The organism is Hydrogenophaga sp. SL48 (assembly GCF_021729865.1).
GTDB lineage: Bacteria > Pseudomonadota > Gammaproteobacteria > Burkholderiales > Burkholderiaceae_C > Hydrogenophaga.
This window is the reverse complement of record NZ_CP063400.1, coordinates 3203137-3227815: the sequence shown is the minus strand read 5'-3', so window position 1 is coordinate 3227815 and position 24679 is coordinate 3203137. Positions and strand designations below refer to the sequence as shown.

At 66.1% G+C, this 24679-nt stretch carries 17 protein-coding genes and 1 pseudogene; 11 read left to right on the top strand and 7 right to left on the bottom strand.

The window, feature by feature from the left end; all coding sequences use genetic code 11:
* Positions 1-8: 8 nt before the first annotated feature.
* From IM738_RS15290 to IM738_RS15270, 4 genes and pseudogenes are all read right to left on the bottom strand, one after another.
* Positions 9-3836, bottom strand: coding sequence for a nitrate reductase subunit alpha (locus tag IM738_RS15290; RefSeq protein ID WP_236961796.1), 3828 nt, complete (start codon positions 3834-3836; stop codon positions 9-11).
* A 364-nt stretch (positions 3837-4200) separates the two neighbouring features.
* A pseudogene (locus tag IM738_RS25995) lies at positions 4201-7122 on the bottom strand (nitrate/nitrite transporter).
* 304 nt (positions 7123-7426) lie between these two features.
* A complete protein-coding gene (locus IM738_RS15275) occupies positions 7427-8113 on the bottom strand; it encodes a response regulator (protein ID WP_236961792.1) in 687 nt (228 codons plus the stop codon).
* The gene (locus IM738_RS15270; RefSeq protein ID WP_236961791.1) at positions 8110-10041 is read right to left on the bottom strand and encodes a type IV pili methyl-accepting chemotaxis transducer N-terminal domain-containing protein; all 1932 of its coding nucleotides are present in this window, start codon (positions 10039-10041) and stop codon (positions 8110-8112) included. The genes IM738_RS15275 and IM738_RS15270 overlap by 4 nt, the downstream gene beginning before the upstream one ends.
* Positions 10042-10191: 150 nt before the next feature.
* Here IM738_RS15270 and ccoG point away from each other — a divergent pair, with 150 nt between their 5' ends.
* A complete protein-coding gene (gene ccoG / locus IM738_RS15265) occupies positions 10192-11616 on the top strand; it encodes a cytochrome c oxidase accessory protein CcoG (RefSeq protein WP_236961790.1) in 1425 nt (474 codons plus the stop codon).
* A gap of 66 nt (positions 11617-11682) precedes the next feature.
* Here ccoG and IM738_RS15260 read toward each other — a convergent pair whose 3' ends face one another.
* The gene (locus IM738_RS15260; RefSeq protein ID WP_236961789.1) at positions 11683-12120 is read right to left on the bottom strand and encodes a YciI family protein; all 438 of its coding nucleotides are present in this window, start codon (positions 12118-12120) and stop codon (positions 11683-11685) included.
* A gap of 159 nt (positions 12121-12279) precedes the next feature.
* Positions 12280-12759: an RrF2 family transcriptional regulator gene (locus IM738_RS15255; protein WP_236961788.1), complete on the bottom strand. Its 480-nt coding sequence runs from the start codon at positions 12757-12759 to the stop codon at positions 12280-12282.
* A 121-nt stretch (positions 12760-12880) separates the two neighbouring features.
* Here IM738_RS15255 and ytfE point away from each other — a divergent pair, with 121 nt between their 5' ends.
* Complete coding sequence (gene ytfE / locus IM738_RS15250) at positions 12881-13591, top strand: iron-sulfur cluster repair protein YtfE (protein WP_236961787.1); 711 nt, start codon at positions 12881-12883, stop codon at positions 13589-13591.
* A 54-nt stretch (positions 13592-13645) separates the two neighbouring features.
* Here ytfE and IM738_RS15245 read toward each other — a convergent pair whose 3' ends face one another.
* Positions 13646-14587: a LysR family transcriptional regulator gene (locus IM738_RS15245; RefSeq protein ID WP_077329365.1), complete on the bottom strand. Its 942-nt coding sequence runs from the start codon at positions 14585-14587 to the stop codon at positions 13646-13648.
* A 111-nt stretch (positions 14588-14698) separates the two neighbouring features.
* On the opposite strand from IM738_RS15245, the gene IM738_RS15240 reads away from it, so the two are divergent.
* The 9 genes from IM738_RS15240 (at position 14699) to fba (ending at position 24677) form a co-directional block, all read left to right on the top strand.
* Complete coding sequence (locus tag IM738_RS15240) at positions 14699-15406, top strand: HAD-IA family hydrolase (protein ID WP_236961785.1); 708 nt, start codon at positions 14699-14701, stop codon at positions 15404-15406.
* Between the two features lie 40 nt (positions 15407-15446).
* On the top strand, positions 15447-16199 hold the full coding sequence (gene rpe, locus IM738_RS15235; RefSeq protein WP_236961783.1) for a ribulose-phosphate 3-epimerase: 753 nt from the start codon (positions 15447-15449) through the stop codon (positions 16197-16199).
* A gap of 49 nt (positions 16200-16248) precedes the next feature.
* Entirely contained in the window at positions 16249-17346 is a 1098-nt protein-coding gene (locus tag IM738_RS15230; RefSeq protein WP_236961782.1) for a class 1 fructose-bisphosphatase, read from the top strand.
* 163 nt (positions 17347-17509) lie between these two features.
* Complete coding sequence (locus IM738_RS15225; RefSeq protein ID WP_236961781.1) at positions 17510-18397, top strand: phosphoribulokinase; 888 nt, start codon at positions 17510-17512, stop codon at positions 18395-18397.
* A 106-nt stretch (positions 18398-18503) separates the two neighbouring features.
* The gene (gene tkt / locus IM738_RS15220; RefSeq protein WP_272907874.1) at positions 18504-20534 is read left to right on the top strand and encodes a transketolase; all 2031 of its coding nucleotides are present in this window, start codon (positions 18504-18506) and stop codon (positions 20532-20534) included.
* Entirely contained in the window at positions 20534-21241 is a 708-nt protein-coding gene (locus tag IM738_RS15215) for an HAD family hydrolase (protein WP_236961779.1), read from the top strand. The genes tkt and IM738_RS15215 overlap by 1 nt, the downstream gene beginning before the upstream one ends.
* Positions 21242-21283: 42 nt before the next feature.
* Entirely contained in the window at positions 21284-22291 is a 1008-nt protein-coding gene (gap, locus tag IM738_RS15210; RefSeq protein WP_236961778.1) for a type I glyceraldehyde-3-phosphate dehydrogenase, read from the top strand.
* Positions 22292-22306: 15 nt separating this feature from the next.
* Entirely contained in the window at positions 22307-23497 is a 1191-nt protein-coding gene (locus IM738_RS15205) for a phosphoglycerate kinase (protein WP_236961777.1), read from the top strand.
* Between the two features lie 112 nt (positions 23498-23609).
* A complete protein-coding gene (gene fba, locus IM738_RS15200; RefSeq protein WP_236961776.1) occupies positions 23610-24677 on the top strand; it encodes a class II fructose-bisphosphate aldolase in 1068 nt (355 codons plus the stop codon).
* Positions 24678-24679: the final 2 nt, after the last annotated feature.

Below are 24679 nucleotides of genomic sequence, written 5' to 3'. Positions count from 1 at the left end.
CAGTGGGCTCAGGGGTTCTCGCCTTGCGACTGGTACGCACGCACCAGGTGGTCGTCGGCCGGTGTGTCGAGCCAGTCGACCTTGTCCATCTTGCGCACCACCACGAACTCGTCGCGGTTGGTGCCGATGGTTCCGTAGTAGTTGAAGCCGTAGCTCAGCTGCGCGTAGCCGCCGATCATGTGGGTGGGCTTGAGCACGATGCGGGTCACCGAGTTGTGGATGCCGCCGCGCACGCCGGTGATCTCCGACCCGGGGGTGTTGATGATCTTTTCCTGCGAGTGGTACATCATCACCATGCCGGGGTTGACGCGCTGGCTCACCACCGCGCGGGCCGCCACGGCGCCGTTGATGTTGAACAGCTCGACCCAGTCGTTGTCCACGATGCCGGCGCTCTTCGCGTCCTCTTCGCTGAGCCAGATCACGGTACCGCCGCGGTTCAGCGTGAGCATCATCAGGTTGTCGCTGTAGGTGGAGTGAATCCCCCACTTCTGGTGCGGCGTGATGAAGTTCAGCTGGATCTCTTTGTTGCCGTTGGGCTTGATGTTGTGGATGCCCTCGGTGGTCTTCAGGTCCACCGGCGGGCGGTAGCTGCCGAAGCCCTCGCCGAAGGCGATCATCCAGGGGTGGTCCTGGTAGAACTGCTGGCGACCGGTGAGGGTGCGCCATGGGATGTATTCGTGCACGTTGGTGTAGCCGGCGTTGTAGCTCACCGTCTCGCTCTCGATACCGCTCCAGGTCGGCGAGCTGATGATCTTGCGCGGCTGCGCCTGGATGTCGCGGTAACGGATCTTCTCGTCTTCGCGGTAGATCGCCAGGTGGGTGTGGTCGCGCCCGGTCTGCTTGCCCAGCGCTTCCCAGGCCTTCACGGCCACGTGGCCGTTGGTCTCGGGCGCGAGTTGCAGGATGGTTTCACAGGCGTCGATGTCGGTGACGATGCGCGGCATGCCCTGCGACACCCCCTCTTCCAGCGTCTTGCCGTTGAGCTGGCCGAGCTGTTCGACCTCGGTGCCGGTTTTCCAGCCGATGCCCTTGCCGCCGTTGCCCAGCTTGTCGAGCAGCGGCCCCAGGGCCGTGAAGCGCTTGAAGGTGTTGGGGTAGTCGCGCTCGACCACGGCGATCTGCGGCGCGGTCTTGCCGGGGATCAGGTCACAGTGGCCCTTCTTCCATTCCTTGACCTCAAAGGCCTGTGCCATTTCCCCGGGGGTGTCGTGCATGATGGGCGAGAGCACCACCTCTTTTTCCACGCCCAGGTGGCCCACGCAGACCTCGCTGAAGGTCTTGGCGAAGCCCTTGTAGATCTCCCAGTCCGAACGCGACTGCCACACCGGGTCCACGGCCGCCGACAGCGGGTGGATGAAGGGGTGCATGTCGCTGGTGTTGAGGTCGTTCTTCTCGTACCAGCTCGCGGTCGGCAGCACGATGTCGGAGTACAGGCAGGTCGTGCTCATGCGGAAGTCGAGCGTGACCAGCAGGTCCAGCTTGCCTTGCGGCGCGTCCTTGTGCCACGTCACCTCGGCGGGCTTGGCGTCGTCCTTGCCGAGGTCCTTGCCCTGCACACCGTTTTCGGTGCCCAGCAGGTGCTTGCAGAAATACTCGTGGCCTTTGCCGCTGGAGCCCAGCAGGTTGGAGCGCCAGACAAACATGTTGCGCGGCCAGTTCTGTGGTGCATCCGGGTCTTCGCAGCTCATCTCCAGCGTGCCGTCTTTCAGCGCCTTGACCACGTAGTCCTTGGCGTCCAGGCCGGCAGCCTGCGCGTCCTTGACGACCTGCATCGGATTCGTCTTGAGCTGCGGTGCGCTCGGCAACCAGCCCATGCGCTCGGCGCGCACGTTGAAGTCGATCATGCTGCCGCTGAAGGCGGCCTTGTCGGCAGCGCTCAGCGTGGGCGACACGATCTCTTCCATGCCGAGCTTCTCGTAGCGCCACTGGTCGGTGTGGGCGTAGAAGAAGCTGGTGCTGTTCATCTGGCGCGGAGGGCGCACCCAGTCGGTGGCAAATGCCAGCGGCACCCAGCCGGTTTGCGGGCGCAGCTTTTCCTGGCCCACGTAGTGCGCCCAGCCGCCGCCGCTCTGGCCGATGCAGCCACACATCATCAGGAGGTTGATGACGCCGCGGTAGTTCATGTCGGCGTGGTACCAGTGGTTCATGGCCGCGCCGATGATCACCATGGACTTGCCGTGCGTCTTGTCGGCGTTGTCGGCGAACTGGCGCGCGACGGTGATGACCTGGTCGCGTGGCACGCCGGTGATGCTTTCCTGCCAGGCCGGGGTGTAGGCGGCGTTGTCATCGAAGTTCTTGGCACCACTGCCCAGACCGCGGTCGATGCCGTACTGCGCGACCTGCAGGTCGAACACGGTGGCCACCATGGCGTAACGCTCGTCACCGGCCTTGCCCAGGCGCAGGCGCACGGCCGGTACCTTGGCGTGGTTGATCTCGCCGTTCTGCGCGTTGGCGGTGAAGTGGGGGGTGGCGTTGCCGCCGAAGTACGGGAAGCCGACGTCCACCACCTGGTGTTCCTGCTCACCGTCTTCGATCACCGACAGCTTGAGCTTCACGTCGGTGTTGCCGCGCGCTTCCTTGGACTCCAGGTTCCACTTGCCTTCGTCTTCGCGGCCGGGCTCACCCCAGCGGAAGCCGATGGAGCCGTTGGGCAGCACCGCCTTGCCGTCGGTGTCGAAGGCCACGGTCTTCCACTCGGGGTTGCTCTTCTGGCCCATCTTGCCGTTGAAGTCGCTGGCGCGCAGGTAACGGTCGGGCACCATGGTCACCGTGCCGTCGGGCAGGGTGTGTTCCTTCAGCATCACCAGCAACGGAAGGTCGGTGTAGCGGCGGGCGTAGTCGTCGAAATAGCTGGAGCGCTGCTTGCCGCCGTCGGGGAAGTAGAACTCTTTGAGCGCCACATGGCCCATGGCCATGGCGAGCGCGGCGTCGGTGCCCTGCTTGGGGTGCAGCCAGAGGTCGGAGAGTTTGGCGACTTCGGAATAGTCGGGCGTGACCGCCACCGTCTTGGTGCCCTTGTAGCGCACCTCGGTGAAGAAGTGGGCGTCGGGCGTGCGGGTCTGGGGCACGTTGGAACCCCAGGCGATGATGAACGAGCTGTTGTACCAGTCGGCCGATTCGGGCACGTCGGTCTGTTCACCCCAGACCTGCGGGCTGGCGGGCGGCAGGTCGCAGTACCAGTCGTAGAAGCTCATGCACACGCCGCCAATCAGCGACAGGTAGCGCGAGCCGGCGGCGTAGCTCACCATGGACATGGCGGGGATGGGCGAGAAGCCGATGATGCGGTCGGCGCCGTGCTGCTTGATGGTGTAGACGTTGGCCGCGGCGATGAGCTGGTTGACCTCGTCCCAGGTGCTGCGCACGAAGCCACCCATGCCACGCACCTGCTGGTAGTCGCGACGGGCGTTGGCGTCCTGCTGGATCAGCGCCCAGGCGTCCACCGGGCTCTTGCTCACCTTGAGCGCAGCGCGCCAGCGTTCGAGCAGGCGGCCGCGCACCATGGGGTACTTCACACGGTTGGCGGAATACAGGTACCAGCTGTACGAGGCCCCACGCGCGCAGCCGCGCGGCTCGTGGTTGGGCATGTCCCAGCGGGTGCGCGGGTAGTCGGTCTGCTGGGTTTCCCAGGTGACGATGCCGCCCTTGACGTAGATCTTCCACGAGCAGGAGCCTGTGCAGTTCACGCCGTGGGTGCTGCGCACGATCTTGTCGTGGGCCCAGCGGTTGCGGTAGCTGTCTTCCCAGGTGCGGTCTTCGTTGGTCGTCAGGCCGTGGTTGCCCGAGAAGGCTTCCTTGGGCAGGGTGAAGTGGGTCAATCGGTCCAGAAAGTGGCTCATGGGGCGCTCCGGTTGGTGTGTGTGGTTGGGGTCATTGGCTTCTTATTCGGTTGTTGGTTCGGCTCGGGTTGCAGGCCTGCTTTTGTGGGGGCCGAGGGCAGTGGGGTGAACGGTTCCGTTCGTGTCCCCCGGCCGGCGGCCTCCTCCTTTACCTCACTGCACCATTCACCCCACTGCCCTCGGCTGCCCGCGCGCCTGTGCGCACTGAGCGAAGACATCTGCGCGCCGACTTCGCTCGCAGACTCAGGACGGCGTGGTGCTCCGCTTCGGTAGGTAAAAGGAGGAGCCCGAAGGGCGGGGGACACGGACGAAGCGGAGTGCCACGCCGTCCTGAGTCCCGAGGCAACCATGGAACGAACTGAATTCATGGGTTCTTGATCTCCGCACCCGCGCGCAGATAGAACCACCAGTTGAGGACCAGACAGACGGCGTAGAAGATGGCGAAGCCGTACATGGCGAACTGCGGTGTACCGGCCTTGATCTGCGCGCCGATCACCACCGGCGCGATGAAGGCGCCGTAGGCAGCGACGGCCGAGGTCCAGCCCAGCACGGGGCCGGCCTGCTGGCGGTCGAAGATGACGCCGATGGTGCGGAAGGTCGAACCGTTGCCGACACCGCTGGCGAAGAACAGCACGATGAACAGGCCGATGAAGGCGGGGAAGTACTGCTCAGGCGTGGCCGAGCCGTAGGCCTGCATCATCACGTAGCCCACCGCGCCGGACGCGATCACCATCACGGCCGAGATGATCTGGGTGACGATGGAGCCGCCGACCTTGTCGGAGATCCAGCCGCCGATGGGGCGCACGGCGGCGCCGACGAAGGGACCGATCCAGGCGTAGGTCAGGGCCGAGGGCGCGTTCGGGTTCTTCAGCGTGTGCGTCATGACACCGGCGGCATCGGGGATGTGTTGGAAGCCGAAGATCACCGTGATGGCCAGCGGCAGCACCATCGAGAAGCCGATGAAGGAACCGAAGGTGACGATGTACAGCGCGGTGAGCGACCAGGTGTGCTTGTTGCGGAAGATCGCGAACTGCTTGGAGACGTTTTCCTTCATGGCGCCGAAGGCGGCCACGCGCATCATGAGCAGGGCGAGGATGATGTCCAGCGGGATCGCGATCCACATGTTCAGGATGCCGAGACCGGTGGGCGCTGGCAGGTACAGCCAGAGCATGAAGATGGCCGGGATGAAGGCCAGCGTGTACAGGTACGTGACCTTGGCGAACGCGACGAAGGGGTTGCCGGTGTCGGGCGACACGGTCTTCAGGTTGTTCATGCCGAACCAGGCCAGGATCGACAGTGGCACCAGCGAGATCACCCAGGCGAAGCCGGCGTTCTGGATCCAGGTGGGCGTGCCGGCGGCGATCTTGCCGAAGATCCAGCCGCTGTCTTTCACCAGCGTCATGGGCTCACCGCCGAAGGCGCCGAGCAGCGGCAGGGTCATCACCAGCGGGATCACGATCTGCATCGTCGTCACACCGAAGTTGCCCAGGCCGGCGTTCAGGCCCAGCGCGGTGCCCTGCAGCCGCTTCGGGAAGAAGGTGCTGATGTTGGACATGGAGGAGGCGAAATTGCCGCCACCCACACCCGACCACAGCGCGAGCAGCTGGAACACCCACAGCGGCCACTCGGGGTGCTGCAGCGCCACGCCGGTGCCGATGGCCGGGGCCAGCAGCATGGCGGTGGTGAGGAAGATGGTGTTGCGGCCGCCGGCCAGGCGCACCAGGAACGACGCCGGGATGCGCATGGTGGCACCCGAGATGCCCGAGATGGCGGTCAGCGTGAAGAGTTCGGCCTGGGTGAAGGGGAAACCCAGGTTGAGCATCTGCACGGTGATGATGCCCCACATGCCCCAGACCGCGAAGCCGCACAGCAGTGCGGGCACCGAGATCCAGAGGTTGCGGTAGGCGATGCGGCTGCCCGTGCTGGCCCAGAATTTGTCGTCCTCGGGGCGCCAGTCCTGGATGTCGGCACCGCTGTGTGTGGGGGTGTTCATGGTGGGTTCCTGGCCGTTGCCGGCTCAGTTTTGAAGGGAAAAGGATTTGGCATCGGCGCCCATGACCTGGGCCTTGCGCACCTCGGTCCAGTACATCCAGATGAGCGAGACCCAGACCACGCCATACATCAGCATGAAGGCGCTGGAGCGGATGCCGGTGAGGTCCATCAGTGCGCCGAACATGATGGGCAGGATGAAGCCGCCCATGCCGCCGGCCAGGCCGACGATGCCGCTGATGGCGCCGATGTTTTTCGGGTAGTCGTCGCTGATGTACTTGAAGACGCTGGCCTTGCCGAAGGCCCAGGCGATGCCCAGGATGAACATCAGGCCAGTGAACATGTAGACATTGAGGCCGATGTGGAAGGTCTTGGGGCCGTCCACGGTGGCGATGGTGAAATCGGTCTGCGGGTAGCTCAGCAGGAACAGGCAGATCCAGCTCACCCACATCACCCACCAGGTGACCTTGTGCGCGCCGAACTTGTCCGAGAGGATGCCGCCGATGGCGCGAAGCACACCGCCGGGCAGCGAGAAGCAGGCCGCGAGCAGGGCGGCCACACGGATGTCCAGGCCGAATTCACCCACGTAGTATTGCACCATCCAGAGCGAGAGCGCCACGTAGCCACCGAACACGATGCTGTAGTACTGGCAGTACTTGATGACCTTGGGGTCTTTCAGCGCCTTGAGCTGGTCGGTGAATTTCACGTTGCTCGGCACCAGGTGCGACGGGTCGCTGTGGCTGAAGAGCCAGAACAGGATCACGGTGCCCAGCATGATGGCCGCGTAGACCTGCGGCACCATGGTCCAGCCGAAGGCCACCAGCAGCACGGGTGCGACGAACTTGTTGACCGCCGCGCCCGAGTTGCCCGCGCCGTACACGCCCATGGCCATGCCCTGGCGGTTCTTGGGGAACCAGCGTGCCACATAGGGCGTGCCGACCGAGAAGGAGCCGCCCGCCAGGCCCACAAACAGGCCGATGGTGAGGAAGTGCCAGTAGGCGGTGGCGTAGCTCATCATCCAGATCGCTGGGACGGTGAGCGCCATCAGGATGGCCATCACGATGCGGCCGCCGTAGCGGTCGGTCCAGATGCCCAGCGGCACCCGCACCAGCGAGCCGGTGAGCACCGGCGTGGCCATCAGCAGGCCGAACTGGGTGGAATTGAGGTCGAGCGCTTTCTTGATCGGGATGCCGATGACGCCAAACATCATCCACACCATGAAACACACGGTGAAGGCCAGCGTGCTGACGATCAGGACCGACCAGGCTTTTCTTTCGTTGCGAAGTTCAGAGGCCATGTTCTTTCTCCAGAGACATGGCATGACTGTCCGGTGTTTCCCCCGCGCCGAACATCCGCCGGAGGGTGCCCGGCCAGCAGCAGAAGGACGATGGCCGCCACAGCGGCCATCGTTCGGAAGAACTACCCCGGGGCCGGAATCAACCCGGTTTGATCTGGATCAAGTGGATCTCCACCATCTCAACCCGCCGGCGTGCGACCCGCAGCGCATGAAGTGACCCAAGGCCCAGGCCAGCGCGGAACCGGCTTTGCCGGGCTGCTGCTGGCGCCCCCTTGAGGGGGGCGCGAAGCGCTGCGGGGGTGGGCTAAACCATTCCGTGGTTCGTCGCGAACACGGCGGCCTGCACCCGCGAACTCAGGCCGAGCTTGCGCAGGATGTGCTGCACATGGATCTTCACCGTGGTCTCGGCGATGTCGAGCGCGCGCGCGATCAACTTGTTGCTGTCGCCGCGTGCGATCAGCAGCAGGATCTCGCGCTCGCGCGGCGAGAGCAGGTCCGGTGACGGGCCGCTGACCGGTTCCAGGGGGGCCGGCGCGCTCTCGGCCGGGCGGGCGCGGAACACCGAGACCAGCTTGGTGAGCATCTCGGGGCTGATCACCGATTCACCGTCGAGCACCTTGACGATGGTGTCGCCCAGGTGGTCGGACTCCACCGTCTTGAGCAGGTAGCCATCGGCACCGGCGCGCAGGGCGGCGGCCAGGTCGTTTTCGTTTTCGCTCACGGTGAGCATCAGGATGCGCGTGCCCGGCGCGGCGTCTTTCAGGGCGGGGATGGCGTCCACCCCGCGCACACCGGGCAGGTGGTTGTCGAGCAGGATCACATCGGGCCTGGGCGCCTGCGCCAGGCAGCGCAGGGCCTCGCCGATGTCGCCCGCCTCGCAGACCACCTCGAAGCGCTCGTCCTGCGACAGCAGGGCCCGCAGGCCGCGGCGGAACAGGTTGTGGTCGTCGACCAGCAGCAGCTGGATGCGGGGCGCGGGGGCTTGGGTCATGGGGCGGGCAGGGTCTCGGACAGTTCTTGCAGGTTCAGGCCCAGCGTGCCGATGCCACGGCCGCTCACCGGGTACGGGGGCAGGGTCAGGGTCACCGTGGTGCCCTGGCCGGGGCTGGACACCAGCTCGACGCTGGCACCGATGCGTTCGGCGCGCTCGCGCATGATCTTCATGCCAACGTGGTTCTCGCTGCGCTGCTGGCGGGTGTCGAAGCCGGCGCCATTGTCGCGCACGGCAAAACGCCAGCGCTCGGCCTTGTGCACGTCGAGGCTGACGTGGCTGGCACCCGCGTGCTTGCGCACGTTGGACAGCGCTTCCTGCAGCACATGCAACACCTGCACCTGCACATCGGGCGGCAGGGGCAGGCCCTGCCCCTCAAGCTGCAGGCGCGTGGGCAGGCCGGTCTGGTGCTGGAACTTCTGCAGCGTTTCCTGCAGCGCGGCCTCGATGTCGTCGGTGTTGGTGCGGGTGCGGAAGTGCACCAGCAGCTCGCGAACGTCGTTGATGCTTTCCTTCAGCCCGGCATCCAGTTCGTCCAGTGTGGAGCTCACCTTGTCCGGCTGCTGCTTCTGCACCGCGCCGCGCAGCAGGCCGGCCTGGATCTTGAGGAAGGCGAGCGACTGGGCGATCGAGTCGTGCAGCTCGCGCGCGATCAGGGCGCGTTCTTCGCCCACCGCGGCCTCGCGCTCCAGCGCCGCGGCGCGCAGGCCTTCGAGCGCGCTGGCCAGGTGGCTGGCGAGCGCGTCGAGCAGTTCGGTTTCGTCGGCGTTGAGGTGCACCTCGCTGCGGAAGAAGAGGTCGATCTCGCCGATCAGCCGCTGTTGCAGGCGCACCGGCACGCTCACCAGGCTTTCATAGCCCGCGCGCGCGCAGTGGCGCATGGGCGCATCATCGTGGCTGTGGATGGGAATGACCCGGGTGCGCGCGTCGGGCTTCAGGTTGCCACAGGCGCAGGCGCCGGCCAGCAGGCTGCGCTCTTCCTCCTGCATCTCCTGCGGGAAGCAGTCGGACGCCAGCATCAGGTAACGCTGGTTGGCTTCGTCGGACCAGCGCACCGCGACCGCGTCGGCCTTCATGACCTGGCGCACCCGTTGCGAAAAGCCGCGGGTGAGCTCCTCGATGGTGTTGGCCTGCGCGAGAAAGGCGCTCACTTCGTACAGCGCTTCCAGCCGGGCGCGCTGGGCCTCGATGCGCTGCGTCTTGGCCTGTACCTTGGCCTCCAGCCCTTCGTAGAGTGACTGCAGGGTGCTGGCCATGCGGTTGAACCCGGCGGCCACCTGACCGAATTCGTCCTGCGTGTCGACGTCGATGCGGGTACCGAATTCACCCCCCTCCACGCGCGCCAGCACCTTGCGCAGGTGCGCCAGCGGGTTGATCACATAGAGGTAGCCGGTGTAGAGCATGATCACCGCGCTGCAGATGGCCAGCGCCATCATCACGAACTGGAACAGGTTGAGGATGGCGGTGTAGCCCGAGAGCTGCTTCTCGATCACCAGCACGAAGTGGTCGATGGCATCGACGAACTCGCCCGCGGCCTGCAACGAGCGCGCGGCGTCGGGCGGCACCTCGCCCCGCCACAGCGGGCGCTGGTTCTGCCAGAGCGCTTCGACGGTGACGAACTGCTGGCCCACCTCATCGTTCCAGGGCACGAACAGCGGGCGGCTCGGGTCGCCGCGGCGCAGCAGGCCCAGGCTTTGATCGAACTGGGACACCAGGGACTGGATATCGCCGGCCGGTCGCTGTGCCGCCACCGCGCTGTTGAGGCGCCAGATCTGCATGCGCATGCGTCCGGCTTCGTTCACCGCGGCGGCGCCGCCTTCCAGTTGCCAGGTCACCCAGAGCGTGAGGCCGATCGAGGCCAGTGCGATGACCAGCAGGCTGGCGCCGATGCGGATCAGCTTGATCGAGAGGGAGACGGTGGATGCCATGGCCATAGGTTAGCGGCTTTGCACCGGCCCGGATACCGGCGGCGCCACCACGGTGCCTGAGACCCCGGCACCAGCAAGGGCATGCCGCTGGGCAAGCCCAGGCATGAATATGCATCTAAAATTCATGTTTCAAACCGCGCCCCCGACGACATGTCCACCCCCCCCGAACCGGCGGCCCAGCCGGTGTTCATTCCCCTGCTCGACCAGCAGCAGAAGATCTACCCGCGCTCGGTGAGCGGCCGCTTCGCGCGCTGGCGCTGGGTGATGGTCTGGCTGACCCAGATCGTCTTCTATGGCCTGCCCTGGCTGCGCTGGAACGGCCGCCAGGCCGTGCTGTTCAACCTGGAGGAACGGCACTTCTACGTGTTCGGCCTGGTGCTGCAGCCGCAGGATTTCATCTACCTCGCGGCGCTGCTCGTGCTCTCTGCGCTGGGGCTGTTTTTCGTGACCGCCATCGCAGGCCGCGTGTGGTGTGGCTACGCCTGCCCGCAAACGGTCTACACCGAGATCTTCCTGTGGGTCGAGCGCCGCATCGAGGGCGATCGCAGCGCCCGCATGCGGCTGGATGCGAAGCCCTGGGGGCTGGAGAAGATGGCGCGCAAGGCCGGCAAGCAGGCGGCCTGGATCGCCATCGCGCTGTTCACCGGTTTCAGCTTCGTCGGTTACTTCATCCCCATTCACAGCCTGGCCGAGCAGAGCCTGGCGCTCACGCTCACGCCCTGGGCCACCTTCTGGGTCTTCTTCTACGGCTTCGCCACCTACGGCAACGCGGGCTTCCTGCGCGAGCAGGTCTGCAAGTTCATGTGCCCCTACGCGCGCTTCCAGAGCGCGCTGATCGACATGGATTCCATGGTCATCGCCTACGACACGAAGCGCGGGGAGAGCCGCGGTGCGCGCTCGCGCAAGGCCGACCCCAAGGCCCTGGGACTGGGCGACTGCATCGACTGCACGCTGTGTGTCCAGGTCTGCCCGACCGGCATCGACATCCGCAACGGCCTGCAGAACGAATGCATCGCCTGCGCGGCCTGCATCGATGTCTGCGACGAGGTAATGGACAAGATGGGCTACGCCCCCGGCCTGATCCGCTACTCGTCGGGCAACGGCATCGAGCAGGGCTGGTCGCCCGCCCGCATGCTGAGGCGGGTGTGGCGGCCGCGGGTGCTGATCTACGCGGCGCTGCTGCTGGTGCTGGGCAGCGCCTTCGTCTGGAGTGTCGGGCACCGCAGCGACTACGGTGTGGCCGTCAGCCGCGACCGCGGCGCGCTGGCGCGCCAGACCGGCAACGGTGACGTCGAGAACACCTACCGGCTGCAGATCACCAACAGCCTGGAGCAGGCCAGTGGCTACACCGTGCGCGTCTCGGGCATCGAGGGGCTTCGGCTGGACACGGCCGCAGGGCTGCTGGTCGGTGCGACCAGCACCCACAGCATGGCGGTGCGGCTGGTGCTGCCGATGGCCTGGGCGCAGCGCCACAGCGGGGAGACGCTGCCGGTGGTGTTCCAGATCGAGCCCGACACGGCCGGCGCACACGAGCCCGTCGAGGTGAAGAGCACCTTCATCGTGCCGCGCTATTGACGTGGCGGGCCGGGCGCAGACCCTGCGCAGGGGCTTGGCGCAGGGGCGCCAGGCCCGCCCAGGGACCTACGCCCTCGTTTGCCAGACCGCTGCGCTCCAGGTGGGCGCGGCGGATTGGATGAGCTTGAGAATCTCGGGCGGAAGGTCGCTGGGCCCGGTCAGCTGGCGAACCTCCAGCACGTCGTCGGAGCCCCACCCTGAGGGCGCGCGCAGCGCCCACTCAATGGCTTCTTCGAGCGACTTCACCTCGATGATGTAGAAGCCGCCGACCAGCTCCTTCGACTCGGCGAAAGGACCGTCGACGAGGTGCCGCTTGCCCTGCGAGACCGCAACACGCGCGCCCCGCGCCGCAGGGTTCAATCCCTCCGACGCCACCAGGATGCCCGCCTTGTGCATGTCTTCGTTGAACTGCATGTAGGCCGTGAAGAGCTTCTCGTCGAAACCCGTCGGCGGGTCTGTTTTGGTGTCGCCCGTGCCTGCCTGTGCTGTGATGATGAATCGCATCGTCATGTCTCCGTTGGTTGGTGCCGCCACTGACACGACGAACGGTAGCGCTTCAGATCGACATGGGCACCCACTTTTTGTCCGCCAGGCGCCCAGGAAGGTGGGCACGGTGGCCGGCAGGCAGATGCCCGTGGGGAGAGCGCAAAAGAACAAGAACTTCTACAGATCCGGCAACCCCGGTATGTGTTTCATCAACTGCACAACCTTGCGCGCACCAGCCCCCGGCTGCGGCATGGGTTCCAGCAGGTCGGCCAGGGTCACGCCGTCGAGCACGGCGAGGTAGCTGTCCATCGCGCGCTGCAGCGTGCCTTTGAGGCGGCAATGGCCGTCGAGGCGGCAGGTGTTGTGTTCGCTGTCAAAACACTCGACCAGGGTGAAGTCGGTCTCGGTCAGGCGGATCACCTCGCCCAGCACGATCTGGTGCGCCGGCTTGAGCAGGCGCAGGCCACCGCCGCGCCCGCGCGTCGTGTCCAGCAAGCCCATGCCCGAGAGCGTCATCACGATCTTGGTCAGGTGGCTGCGCGAAATGCCGTGGGCCTCGGCGATTTCGCTGATGGTGGCGGGCTTGTCGCGCTGCGCGCAGGCCGCACAGTACATCAGCACCCTCAGGCTGTAGTCGCTCCAGTGGGTCAGTCGCATGCCGTGATCTCCTGCGGGGTCGTTCTTCCGGATACCCCGTGTCGTTCTGTGGAAATATTCACTTGGTATGAATTTTATCTTCTAATACATGCATTCAATGTGCATGTTTAAAGGACGCCCCGTGAACCACACCCCCACCGTTGCCATCCCCACCACCGACCGCGCGCAGCAGGCCATCGGCCAGATCGCCGTCGATCTGCCGGGAGCCACGGCCGTCTTCCGCCGGCTCAAGCTCGATTTCTGTTGCGGTGGCCAGGTGCCGCTGAAGCAGGCCTGCGACAGCAAGGGTCTCCCGCTGGATGCGGTGCTGGCCGAGCTGGTCTCGCTGGAGCGCTCCAGCGAGCCGCCCGTCACCGAGTCGCCGGAGGTGATGATCGATCACATCCTGGTCCGCTACCACGCGGTGCATCGCGAGCAACTGCCGGAGCTGATCCGCATGGCACGCCGTGTGGAAGCGGTTCACCGCGAAAGCCCCGACGTTCCCCACGGTCTGGCGGAACACCTGGAGGCGATGGAGGACGAGCTGCTGGACCACATGGACAAGGAAGAGCAGATCCTGTTCCCGATGCTGCAGGCGGGCAGCCAGCCGCAGGCCTCAGGCCCCATCCATGTCCTGCGCGAGGAACACAACGGCCACGGTCTGATGCTGGAACGGCTGATGGCGCTGACCGGTGACGCCACCCCCCCGAGGGGCGCCTGCAACACCTGGCGCGCCCTGTACGCTGGCATCGCGCAGCTGTCGGACGACCTGATCAACCACATCCACCTCGAAAACAACCTGCTGTTCCCGTTGTTCGAGCCGGCGCCCCAGGCACCTCAGGTGGCGGCCTGAGCCTCGGCGCGGCGCCGCATCGACCCGCTCGCTGCGGCGCTCATTGGGCTGACCTCACGCCGTCGGCTGCAGGCGCAGCAGGCGCCCGTATTTTTCCGCCAGGTGGCCCTCCGCCCGCTCCAGCATGAAATAGCGGAACGCTTCGGCCGCGGGTGACAGCAGCTTGGAGAGCGTGTGCACCACGTTCCAGGCGCGCACGATGGGCGTGTCTTCCACGTCGAGCGTGGCAATCAGCCCGTGCTCCAGCTCCAGGCCGATGGTGTGCAGCGACAGGAAGCTGATGCCCATGCCCGCCATCACGGCCTGCTTGATGGTTTCGTTGCTGCTCATCTCCATCACCACGCGCGGCTCCATGCGCGACTTCTCCAGGAACTTCTCCATCGCGGCGCGCGTGCCCGAGCCGCGCTCGCGCAGGATGAAGCCGTAGGGTTTGAGCGAATCCACCGTGGGGTGACCCACCTTGAGCAAGGGGTGGTCGGTGGGGGCGACGAACACGTGGGGGTGCGCGGCAAAGGGCTCGGCCCGGGTGGCCAGCTCCTTGGGTGGGCGGCCCATGATGGCGATGTCCACCTCGTTGCCGTGCAGCATCTTCACCAGCTGCTCGCGGTTGCCCACGGCGAGCCGGATCTCCACGCCCTCGTGCTCGTGCTGGAACTCGGCCAGCAGCCGGGGCAAAAAATACTTGGCGGTGCTGACCATGCCGATGGTGAGCGTGCCCGTCTCCAGCCGCTGCAGGCGCGCGGCGGCGTCCTCGGCGTCCTTGAGCGTGGCGATCACCTTGCGTGCGTAGACCAGCATGTATTCGCCCGCCGTGGTCAGCGCGACCTGGCGGCCGGTGCGCTCGAACAGGGGCAGCCCCACATGGCCCTCCAGCTCCTTCACCTGCATGGTCACGGCCGGTGGCGTGAGGTGCAGCACCTCGGCCGCGCGCGCAAAACTGAGGTGTTTGGCGACCTCGGTGAACACCCTGAGCTGGCGGAAGGTGGCGTTTCTCATTCAGCAATCACTTAATTGAAAATGCATTAATCGTGAATTTACCTTATTTGATGACATCCCTATAGTCCGTCCATCTGCCCGACTGCCGGGTCCTGAAGCCAGGTGAACACCATGTTGAATGCACTGATTTTTGATGTCGATGGCACCCTGGCCGACACGGAGAGCGTGCATCTGGAAGCGTTCAACCACGCTTTCAAGGTCGAGGGACTGGGCTGGCACTGGACGGTGGAGCAGTACACCCGGCTGCTCGACATCTCGGGCGGCAAGGAGCGTTTGCTGCACCACTGGCGCAGCGTGGACCCGGACCTCAAAGAGGTGGACGCGGGCGCGGTGCGCGACACCATCCACCGCCTGCACGAAACCAAGACCGCTTACTACGAAAACGCGGTCAACAACGGCGCCGTGCACCTGCGCCCGGGCGTGCTGGCCCTCATGAGCGAGGCGCGTCGCCTGGGCCTGCAGCTGGCCATCGCCACCACCACCTCGCCGGTCAACGTCGCCGCGCTGCTGCGCTCGGCCATCGGCACCGACTGGCGCTCGCACTTTCTCGCCATCGGCGATGCCAGCAACGCCCCGATCAAGAAGCCGAACCCGCAGGTCTACATGAAGGTGCTGGCCGAGCTGGGCCTGCGCGCGGCGGACTGCGTGGCCTTCGAAGACTCGGCCAACGGCCTGCGCGCCGCCCGCGCCGCGGGGCTGGACACCGTGATCACCCCCAACGGCTTCACCGCCCACCACGACTTCACGGGCGCGCTGCGGATCGTGCCCGACCTGAGCGGCGTCAATGTGGCCCGGCTCAAGGAGTGGCACAACCGCTGAAACGCCCTTGCGATCGTTCTCTTCACATACCCCGTTTCCCATGACCCTCCGCATCGCCCCTTCCATCCTGTCCGCCGACTTCGCCCGCCTGGGCGACGAGGTGCGCGCCATCGAAGCCGCCGGCGCGGACCTGGTGCACTTCGACGTGATGGACAACCACTACGTGCCCAACCTCACCATCGGCCCGCTGGTGTGTGAGGCGATCCGCCCTCACGTGAAGATCGGCATCGACGTGCACCTGATGGTCGAGCCGGTGGACGCGCTGATCCCGCTGTTTGCCAAGGCGGGCGCCAACATCATCACTTTCCACCCCGAAGCCAGCCGCCACGTGGACCGCACGCTGCAGCTGATCCGCGACCACGGTTGCAAGGCCGGCCTGGTGTTCAACCCGGCCACGCCCCTGTCGCTGATGGACCACGTCATGGACAAGCTCGACGTGCTGCTGCTGATGAGCGTGAACCCCGGTTTTGGCGGGCAGGCCTTCATCCCGTCCACGCTGGCGAAGCTGCGTGCCGCCCGCCAGCGCATCGACGCCCACACCGCTGAAACGGGTCGCGAGATCTGGCTGGAGGTGGACGGCGGCGTGAAGGTGGACAACATCGCGCAGATCGTGGCCGCCGGTGCCGACACCCTGGTGGCGGGCAGCGCCGTGTTTGGTGCGCCCGACAACGATGGTGGCTACCGCACGGTGATGAAAACCCTTCGCAAGAATGCCGACCCCCATGCTCCGTCGCTTCGCGAGTCGCTGCCCCCCGAGGGGGTGCGTTCTCAGCTTGGGGCGGCCCGGCGCTGAGAACCGCCCGCTGTCCCACCGAATTCCAGCAACTCCCCGAAAGCTTCCCATGACCACGCGCCGCCGCTTCACCCTGACGCAGTACCTGATCGAACAACGCCGCCGCTTCCCCGGCGCCAGCGGTGACTTCAACGCGCTGCTGCTCGACGTGGCCCTGGCCTGCAAGGCCATCGCTCGCACAGTGGCGTTCGGGGACCTGGGCAGCATGCTCGGGCAGCCCGCGCCCGAGGTCACCACCAGCGTCAACGTGCAGGGCGAAGAGCAGAAAAAGCTCGACGTGATCAGCAATGAGTACTTCACGCAGATGACCGAGTGGGGCGGCCACCTCGCGGGCATGGCGTCCGAAGAGATGGACCACCCGTACCAGATCCCGCCCACCATGCAGCGCGGCAAATACATGCTGGTGTTCGACCCGCTCGACGGCTCCAGCAACATCGACGTGAACGTGACCGTGGGCAGCATCTTCAGCGTGCTGCGCGCGCCTCAGGACGTGATCGACAGCGGACGCGACGTGGTCGAGGCCGACTTCCTGCAGCCCGGCGCCCAGCAGCTCGCCGCCGGCTACGCGCTCTATGGGCCGACGACGATGCTGGTGCTTACGGTGGGCAACGGCGTGGCCGGCTTCACGCTGGACCCGAACCTCGGGCAGTTCATGCTCACGCACCCGAACCTGCAGATCCCCGAAGACACGCACGAGTTCGCCATCAACGCGTCCAACAGCCGTTTCTGGGAAGCGCCGGTCAAGCGCTACGTGGACGAGTGCCTGGCCGGCAAGACCGGCGCACGCGGCAAGGACTTCAACATGCGTTGGATTGCGAGCATGGTGGCCGAGGCCCACCGCATCCTCATGCGCGGCGGGATCTTCATGTACCCGCGCGACACCAAGGACGCCAGCAAACACGGCCGCCTGCGCCTGCTCTACGAAGCCAACCCGGTGGGCATGATCATCGAACAGGCCGGCGGCCGCGCCAGCACCGGCCGCGAGCCCGTGCTGAGCGTGAAGCCCACCGAGCTGCACCAGCGCATCGGCTTTGTGTTCGGCAGCAAGAACGAAGTGGAGCGCATCGAGCGCTACCACCGCGAGCCCGGGGCGTACAAGGACGACGCGAATCCGCTGTTTGCCGAGCGCTCCCTTTTCAGGGATTGACCACCCCCATGGCCCGATTCACCCTTCCTTCTCTTCACCATTAACCCACCATCTGCCCCTGCAGTGCCTTCGTCGAGGACACCGCCGGGCCGGCTTTGCCGGACGGCTGGTGTTGCCCCCTGGGGGGTGACGCCGCAGGCGGCGCGGGGGGTAAGGAATACACATGTCTGAACGCCACCCCATCATCGCCATCACCGGCTCCAGCGGCGCCGGCACCTCGACGGTCACCCGCACCTTCCAGAACATCTTCCGCCGCGAGAGCGTGACGGCCGCCATCATCGAGGGCGACAGCTTCCACCGCTACGACCGCAAGGAGATGAAGCTCAAGGCCGCCGAAGCCGAGAAGGCCGGCAACAACAACTTCAGCCACTTCGGCGCCAACGCCAACCTGTTTGGCGAGATCGAGAGCCTGTTCCGCACCTACAGCGAAACCGGCCAGGGCAAGAGCCGCAAGTACCTGCACAACGCCGAAGAGGCCGCGCCCTACCAGCAGGAGCCGGGCACCTTCACCGCCTGGGAAGACCTGCCGGCAGGCACCGACATGCTGTTCTACGAAGGCCTGCACGGCGCGGTGGTCACGCCCGAACACAACGTGGCGCAGTACCCCGACCTGCTGGTGGGCGTGGTGCCGGTCATCAACCTGGAGTGGATCCAGAAGCTCTACCGCGACAAGAACATGCGCGGCTACAGCGCCGACGCGGTGACCGACACCATCCTGCGCCGCATGCCCGACTACGTGCACTACATCACCCCGCAGTTCCAGCACACGCACGTGAACTTCCAGCGCGTGCCGATCGTGGACACCAGCAACCCCTTCGTGGCGCGCGACGTGCCCACCGCGGACGAGAGCATGGTGGTGATCCGCTTCGCCAAGCCCAAGGGCATCGACTTCCAGTACCTGCTGAACATGATCCACGGATCGATGATGAGCCGCGCCAACACCATCGTGGTGCCGGGCGGGAAGATGGAGCTGGCGATGCAGCTGATCTTCACGCCCTTCATCTGGCGAATGATTGAGCGGCAGAAGAGGCACGCCCCCCGCGTCGGCTGACGCCGCCACCCCCCCACTGGGGGGCAACACCTGCGGCCCGGCAAAGCCGGTTCCGCTGTGTTCTGGGCTTGCTCCACCTCTTTCTGTGGGAGTGGGCCGCATTCGAATTCAGACCGCCGAGGACACCATGAACAACCCCTCTCCCGAACTCGCCCGACAGATGGCGAACGCCATCCGCATGCTCGCCGTGGACGCGGTCGAAAAGGCCAAGTCCGGCCACCCCGGTGCGCCCATGGGCATGGCCGACATTGCCGAGGTGTTGTGGCACCGGCACCTGAAGCACAACCCGGTGAACCCGCACTGGCCCGACCGCGACCGCTTCGTGCTGTCCAACGGCCACGGCTCGATGCTGATCTACGCGCTCCTGCACCTCACGGGCTACGACCTGCCGATGAGCGAGCTGCAGAACTTTCGCCAGCTGCACAGCAAGACCGCCGGCCACCCCGAGGTGGGCATCACCCCCGGCGTGGAAACCACCACCGGCCCGTTGGGTCAAGGCCTCGGCAACGCGGTGGGCATGGCGCTGGCCGAGAAGCTGCTCGCGGCCGAGTTCAACAGGGAAGGCCATGTGGTGGTGGACCACTTCACCTACGCCTTCCTGGGCGACGGCTGCCTGATGGAAGGCATCAGCCACGAGGCCTGCTCGCTCGCGGGCACGCTGCGCCTCTCGAAGCTGGTGGCGTTCTACGACGACAACGGCATCTCCATCGACGGTCATGTCGAAGGCTGGTTCACCGACGACACGCCCCAGCGCTTCGAGGCCTACGGCTGGCACGTGATCCCGACCGTGGATGGCCACGACCCGGCCGCCATCGAGGCCGCGCTGATCGAGGCGAAACAGCAGGGCGCGCGCGCCGACGGCAAGCCCACGCTGATCTGCTGCCAGACCGTGATCGGCATGGGCTCGCCCAACAAGGCCGGTACTCACGACGTGCACGGCGCCGCGCTCGGCACCGCCGAAGTGCAGGCCACGCGCGATGCGCTGGGCTGGACGGCCGCACCGTTCGAGATCCCGGCCGACATCGGCGCGGCGTGGAACGCCAAAGACCGTGGTACCGCCGCCGAGACGGCCTGGAACACCCGCTTCGCGACCTACCGCGCAGTCTTCCCGGAAAAGGCTGCCGAGTTCCAGCGCCGCATGGCCGGCGACCTGCTGCCCGCCTTCGCAGAAAAATTGCCCGAAGTGCTGGAAGCCATCGCCGCCAAGGCCGATGCCTTCGCCACCCGCAAGGCCAGCCAGAACGCGCTGGACGCACTGGCCCCGCTGGTGCCCGAGTTCTTCGGCGGCAGTGCGGATTTGACCGGCTCCAACCTCACCAACTTCAAGGGTTGCGTGAAAGCCGGGCGCGACGCCTGGGGCAACCACATGAGCTACGGCGTGCGCGAGTTCGGCATGGCCGCCATCATGAACGGCATGGCCCTGCACGGCGGTTTCATCCCCTACGGCGGCACCTTCCTCACGTTCAGCGACTACAGCCGCAACGCGATCCGCATGGCCGCGCTGATGAAGCAGCGCGTGATCCACGTGTTCACGCACGACTCCATCGGCCTCGGCGAAGACGGCCCGACGCACCAGTCGGTCGAGCACGTGCCCAGCCTGCGCATCATCCCGGGCCTGGACGTGTGGCGCCCGGCCGATGGGCTGGAAACCGCCGTGGCCTGGGCCAGCGCCATTGAGCGCAAGCACGGCCCGAGCGCGCTCTGCCTCTCGCGCCAGAACCTGCCGCGCCTGAGCGACGCCAGCATGGTCGAGAAGATCCGCCAGGGCGGCTACGTGCTGGCCGAAGGCAAGAACCCGCAAGCCGTGATCGTGGCCACCGGTTCCGAAACCTCGCTGGCGATGGAGGCCCATGCTGCGCTCGCGCAAGAAGGCATCAGCACCCGCGTGGTGTCCATGCCCTGCAGCAACGTGTTCGATCGCCAGTCCACCGCGTACCAGGACAGCGTGCTGCCGCTGGCCCTGCCCACGGTGGCGGTGGAGGCCGCGCACCCGGACTTCTGGCGCAAGTACGTGGGCCGCACCGGTGCGGTGGTGGGCATCGCGACGTTCGGCGAGTCCGCCCCCGCCAAGGACCTCTACGCGCACTTCGGCATCACCGTGGCGGCGGTGGTGGCCGCGGTCAAGGGGCTGCTGTGATGAGCGGGTACCCCTACGACCTGATCCTGTTCGACCTCGACGGCACGCTGATCGAGACCGCGCCCGAGATCGCCGACGCGGTGAACGACACGCTGAGTGCGCTGGGCCACCCCTCGGTGTCGCAGCAGGCCGTGAATGACTGGATCGGCCACGGCACGCGCGAGCTGCTGATCCAGGCCCTGGCCCAGGTGCTGGGCGGCACCACGCAACAGGTGCGCGAGGCCGAAGCCTTCCCCGCCATCGAGGCGGAGTTCGGCCAGCACTACCAGCGGCGCTGCGGCACGCGCAGCCACCTGTACCCGCAGGTGCGAGAGACGCTGATGGCCCTGCGCGCGGCCGGCGTGAAGCTGGCTTTGATGACCAACAAGGAGGGCCGTTACACCCAGACGGTGCTCGACGCGCACCAGCTGGCGCCGCTGCTGGACCACGTGATCAGCGGCGACACGCTGCCGGTGAAAAAGCCCAACCCGGCGGGCATTCACGACTGCCTGCAGCGCTTTGGCGTGACGCCGGATCGTGCGCTGTTTGTGGGCGACTCCAGCATCGACGTGGCCACCGCGCGCAACGGCGGCATCGCCGTCTGGGCGCTACCGTACGGATACAACATGGGCAAGCCCATAGAGTCCAGCCATCCGGATCGTGTGATCCCCGACCTTTCGGCGTTGACCACCCAGCTGCCGGTCCGCCCCACCGCGGCCCCTGTCTGAACGCCTTTTTTCTTTTCATCCACCTTCAGAGACTTTCACCCCATGACCATCCAGATCGGTATCAACGGCTTCGGGCGCATCGGGCGCATGGTGCTCCGCGCGGTCACGCAGGAGGCCGAGTTCAAGGACATTCAGGTCGTCGGCATCAACGACCTGCTGGGGCCCGAGTACCTGGCCTACATGCTGCAGTACGACAGCGTGCACGGTCGTTTCAAGGGCACGGTGGCCGTGGAGGGCCACCACCTCGTGGTCAACGGCCAGAAGATCCGCCTGACCGCCGAAAAGGACCCAGCCAACCTGAAGTGGAGCGAGATCGGTGCCGACGTCGTGGTCGAGGCCACCGGCTTCTTCCTGACCGCCGACACCTGCCAGAAGCACATCGACGCCGGCGCGAAAAAGGTGGTGCAGTCCGCCCCATCCAAGGACAGCACGCCCATGTTCGTCTACGGCGTGAACCACGCCAAGTACGCGGGCGAGGCCATCGTCTCCGCGGCGTCCTGCACCACCAACTGCCTGGCGCCGGTGGCCAAGGTGCTCAACGACAGCTTCGGCATCAAACGCGGCCTGATGACCACCGTGCACGCCGCCACCGCCACGCAAAAGACCGTGGACGGACCGTCCCACAAAGACTGGCGCGGTGGACGAGGCATCCTGGAAAACATCATTCCCTCCAGCACCGGCGCCGCCAAGGCCGTGGGTGTGGTGCTGCCCGAGCTGAACAAGAAGCTCACCGGCATGGCCTTCCGCGTGCCCACCTCCGATGTGTCGGTGGTGGACCTGACGGTGGAGCTGAACCGGGAAGCCAGCTACGAAGACATCTGCCAGGCCATGAAGGCGGCCTCGGAAGGTGCGCTCAAGGGCGTGCTGGGCTACACCAGCGACAAGGTGGTGTCCACCGACTTCCGCGGCTGTTCCATGCCGTCCATCTTCGACGCCGACGCCGGTCTCGCCCTCGACAGCACCTTCGTCAAGGTCGTGGCCTGGTACGACAACGAGTACGGCTACACCTGCAACATGATGCGTTTCGTTCAGCACGTGGGCAGCCACTGATCGAAGGGAACAGCGATGAAATTCCTCCGATTCAGCGACGTGTGCGCCAGCGGCTTTGCCCGCAGCAAACGCGTTTTCATCCGCGCCGACCTCAACGTGCCGCAGGACGACGCCGGCCACATCACCGAAGACACGCGCATCCGCGCCAGCATCCCGGCCATCCAGATGGCGCTGGACGCCGGGGCCGCCGTCATGGTCACTTCCCACCTGGGCCGCCCCACCGAAGGTGAGTTCAAACCTGAAGACTCGCTGGCCCCCGTGGCCGCCCGCATGGGTGAACTCATGGGTCGCAGCATCCCGGTGGTGGCCAACTGGGTGGACGGCGTGAGCGTCGAACCCGGCCAACTGGTGATGCTGGAAAACTGCCGCCTCAACGTGGGCGAGAAGAAGAACAAGCCCGAGCTGGCCGCCAAGCTCGGCAAGCTCTGCGACATCTTCGTGCACGACGCCTTCGGCACCGCGCACCGCGCCGAAGGCACGACCTACGGCATCGCCGAAACCGCGCCCATCGCCTGCGCCGGCCCGCTGCTGGCCGCCGAGATGGACGCCATCGGCAAAGCCCTGGCCAACCCGAAGCGACCCCTCATCGCCATCGTCGCCGGCAGCAAGGTCAGCACCAAGCTCACCATCCTGCAGGCCCTGGCCAAGAACGTCGACGGCCTGATCGTCGGCGGCGGCATCGCCAACACCTTCATGCTCGCTGCGGGCCTGAAGATCGGCAAGAGCCTGGCCGAACCCGACCTGGTCGGCGAAGCCCTGGCCGTGATCGAGGCCATGAAAGCGCGCGGCGCGGCCGTGCCGATCCCGACCGACGTGGTGTGTGCGAAGAGCTTCAGCCCCGACGCCGAGGCCACGGTGAAAGCCGCGACCGACGTGGCCGACGACGACCTGATCCTGGACATCGGCCCGCAAACCGCGCAACTGCTGGCCGAACAACTCAAGAAGGCCGGGACCATCGTCTGGAACGGCCCGGTGGGCGTGTTCGAGTTCGCGGCGTTCGAGAACGGCACCAAGGTGATCGCGCACGCGATTGCCGAATCGAGCGCCTTCAGCATCGCGGGCGGTGGCGACACGCTGGCGGCGATCGCGAAGTACGGCATCGAGAAGCAGGTGGGCTACATCTCCACCGGTGGTGGGGCGTTTCTCGAAGTGCTGGAGGGCAAGACGCTGCCGGCGTTCGAGGTTCTGGCCAGAAGAGCCGAATGATGCCCCCACGCTCCGCCGCTGCGCGGGTCGCTGCCCCCCGAGGGGGAGCGATTTGCCTTGGGGCGGCCGGCGGCAAATCCCCTGATTTTTTCAATCCCACGGAGACATACCCATGGCCCTGATTTCCCTTCGCCAGCTGCTCGATCACGCGGCTGAACACCACTACGGCCTGCCGGCCTTCAACGTCAACAACATGGAGCAGGTGCAGGCCATCATGCAGGCCGCCCACCAGGTGAACAGCCCGGTCATCCTGCAAGGCTCGGCGGGCGCGCGCTCCTACGCAGGCGAGCCCTTCCTGCGCCACCTGATCGCGGCGGCCATCGAGATGTACCCGCACATCCCCGTCTGCATGCACCAGGACCACGGCGCCACGCCCGCCATCTGTGCGCGCTCCATCCAGTCGGGCTTCAGCTCGGTGATGATGGACGGCAGCCTGCTGGCCGACGGCAAGACGCCGGCCAGCTACGAGTACAACATCAACACCACCCGCCAGGTGGTGGACCTGGCCCACGCCTGCGGCGTGTCGGTCGAAGGTGAACTCGGTTGCCTGGGTTCGCTGGAAACCGGCAAGGCCGGCGAAGAAGACGGCCACGGTGCCGAAGGTGAACTGGACCATTCCATGCTGCTGACCGACCCCGATGAGGCGGCCGACTTCGTGAGCAAGACCCAGGTCGACGCGCTGGCGATTGCCATCGGCACCAGCCACGGCGCCTACAAGTTCAGCAGCAAGCCCAGCGGCAAGGTGCTGCGCATCGACCGCGTGAAGGAAATCCACCAGCGCATTCCCAACGTGCACCTGGTGATGCACGGCTCCAGCAGCGTGCCGGAAGACTGGCTGGCCATCATCAACCAGCACGGTGGCGACATGGGCCAGACCTACGGTGTGCCGGTGGACGAGATCGTCGAGGGCATCCGCAATGGTGTGCGCAAGGTCAACATCGACACCGACCTGCGCATGGCCAGCACCGGCGCCATTCGGCGGCACCTGGCCGAAGACCGCAAGAACTTCGACCCGCGCAAGTTCTACAAGGAAGCCACCAAGGCGATGCAGGCGATCTGCGCGGCGCGCTACGAGGCCTTTGGTGCGGCGGGCATGGCGTCGAAGATCACGCAGGTGCACAGCCTGGAGACGATGCAGAAGCGGTACGACAAGGGTGAGTTGGTGGCTCGGGTGGCTTGATT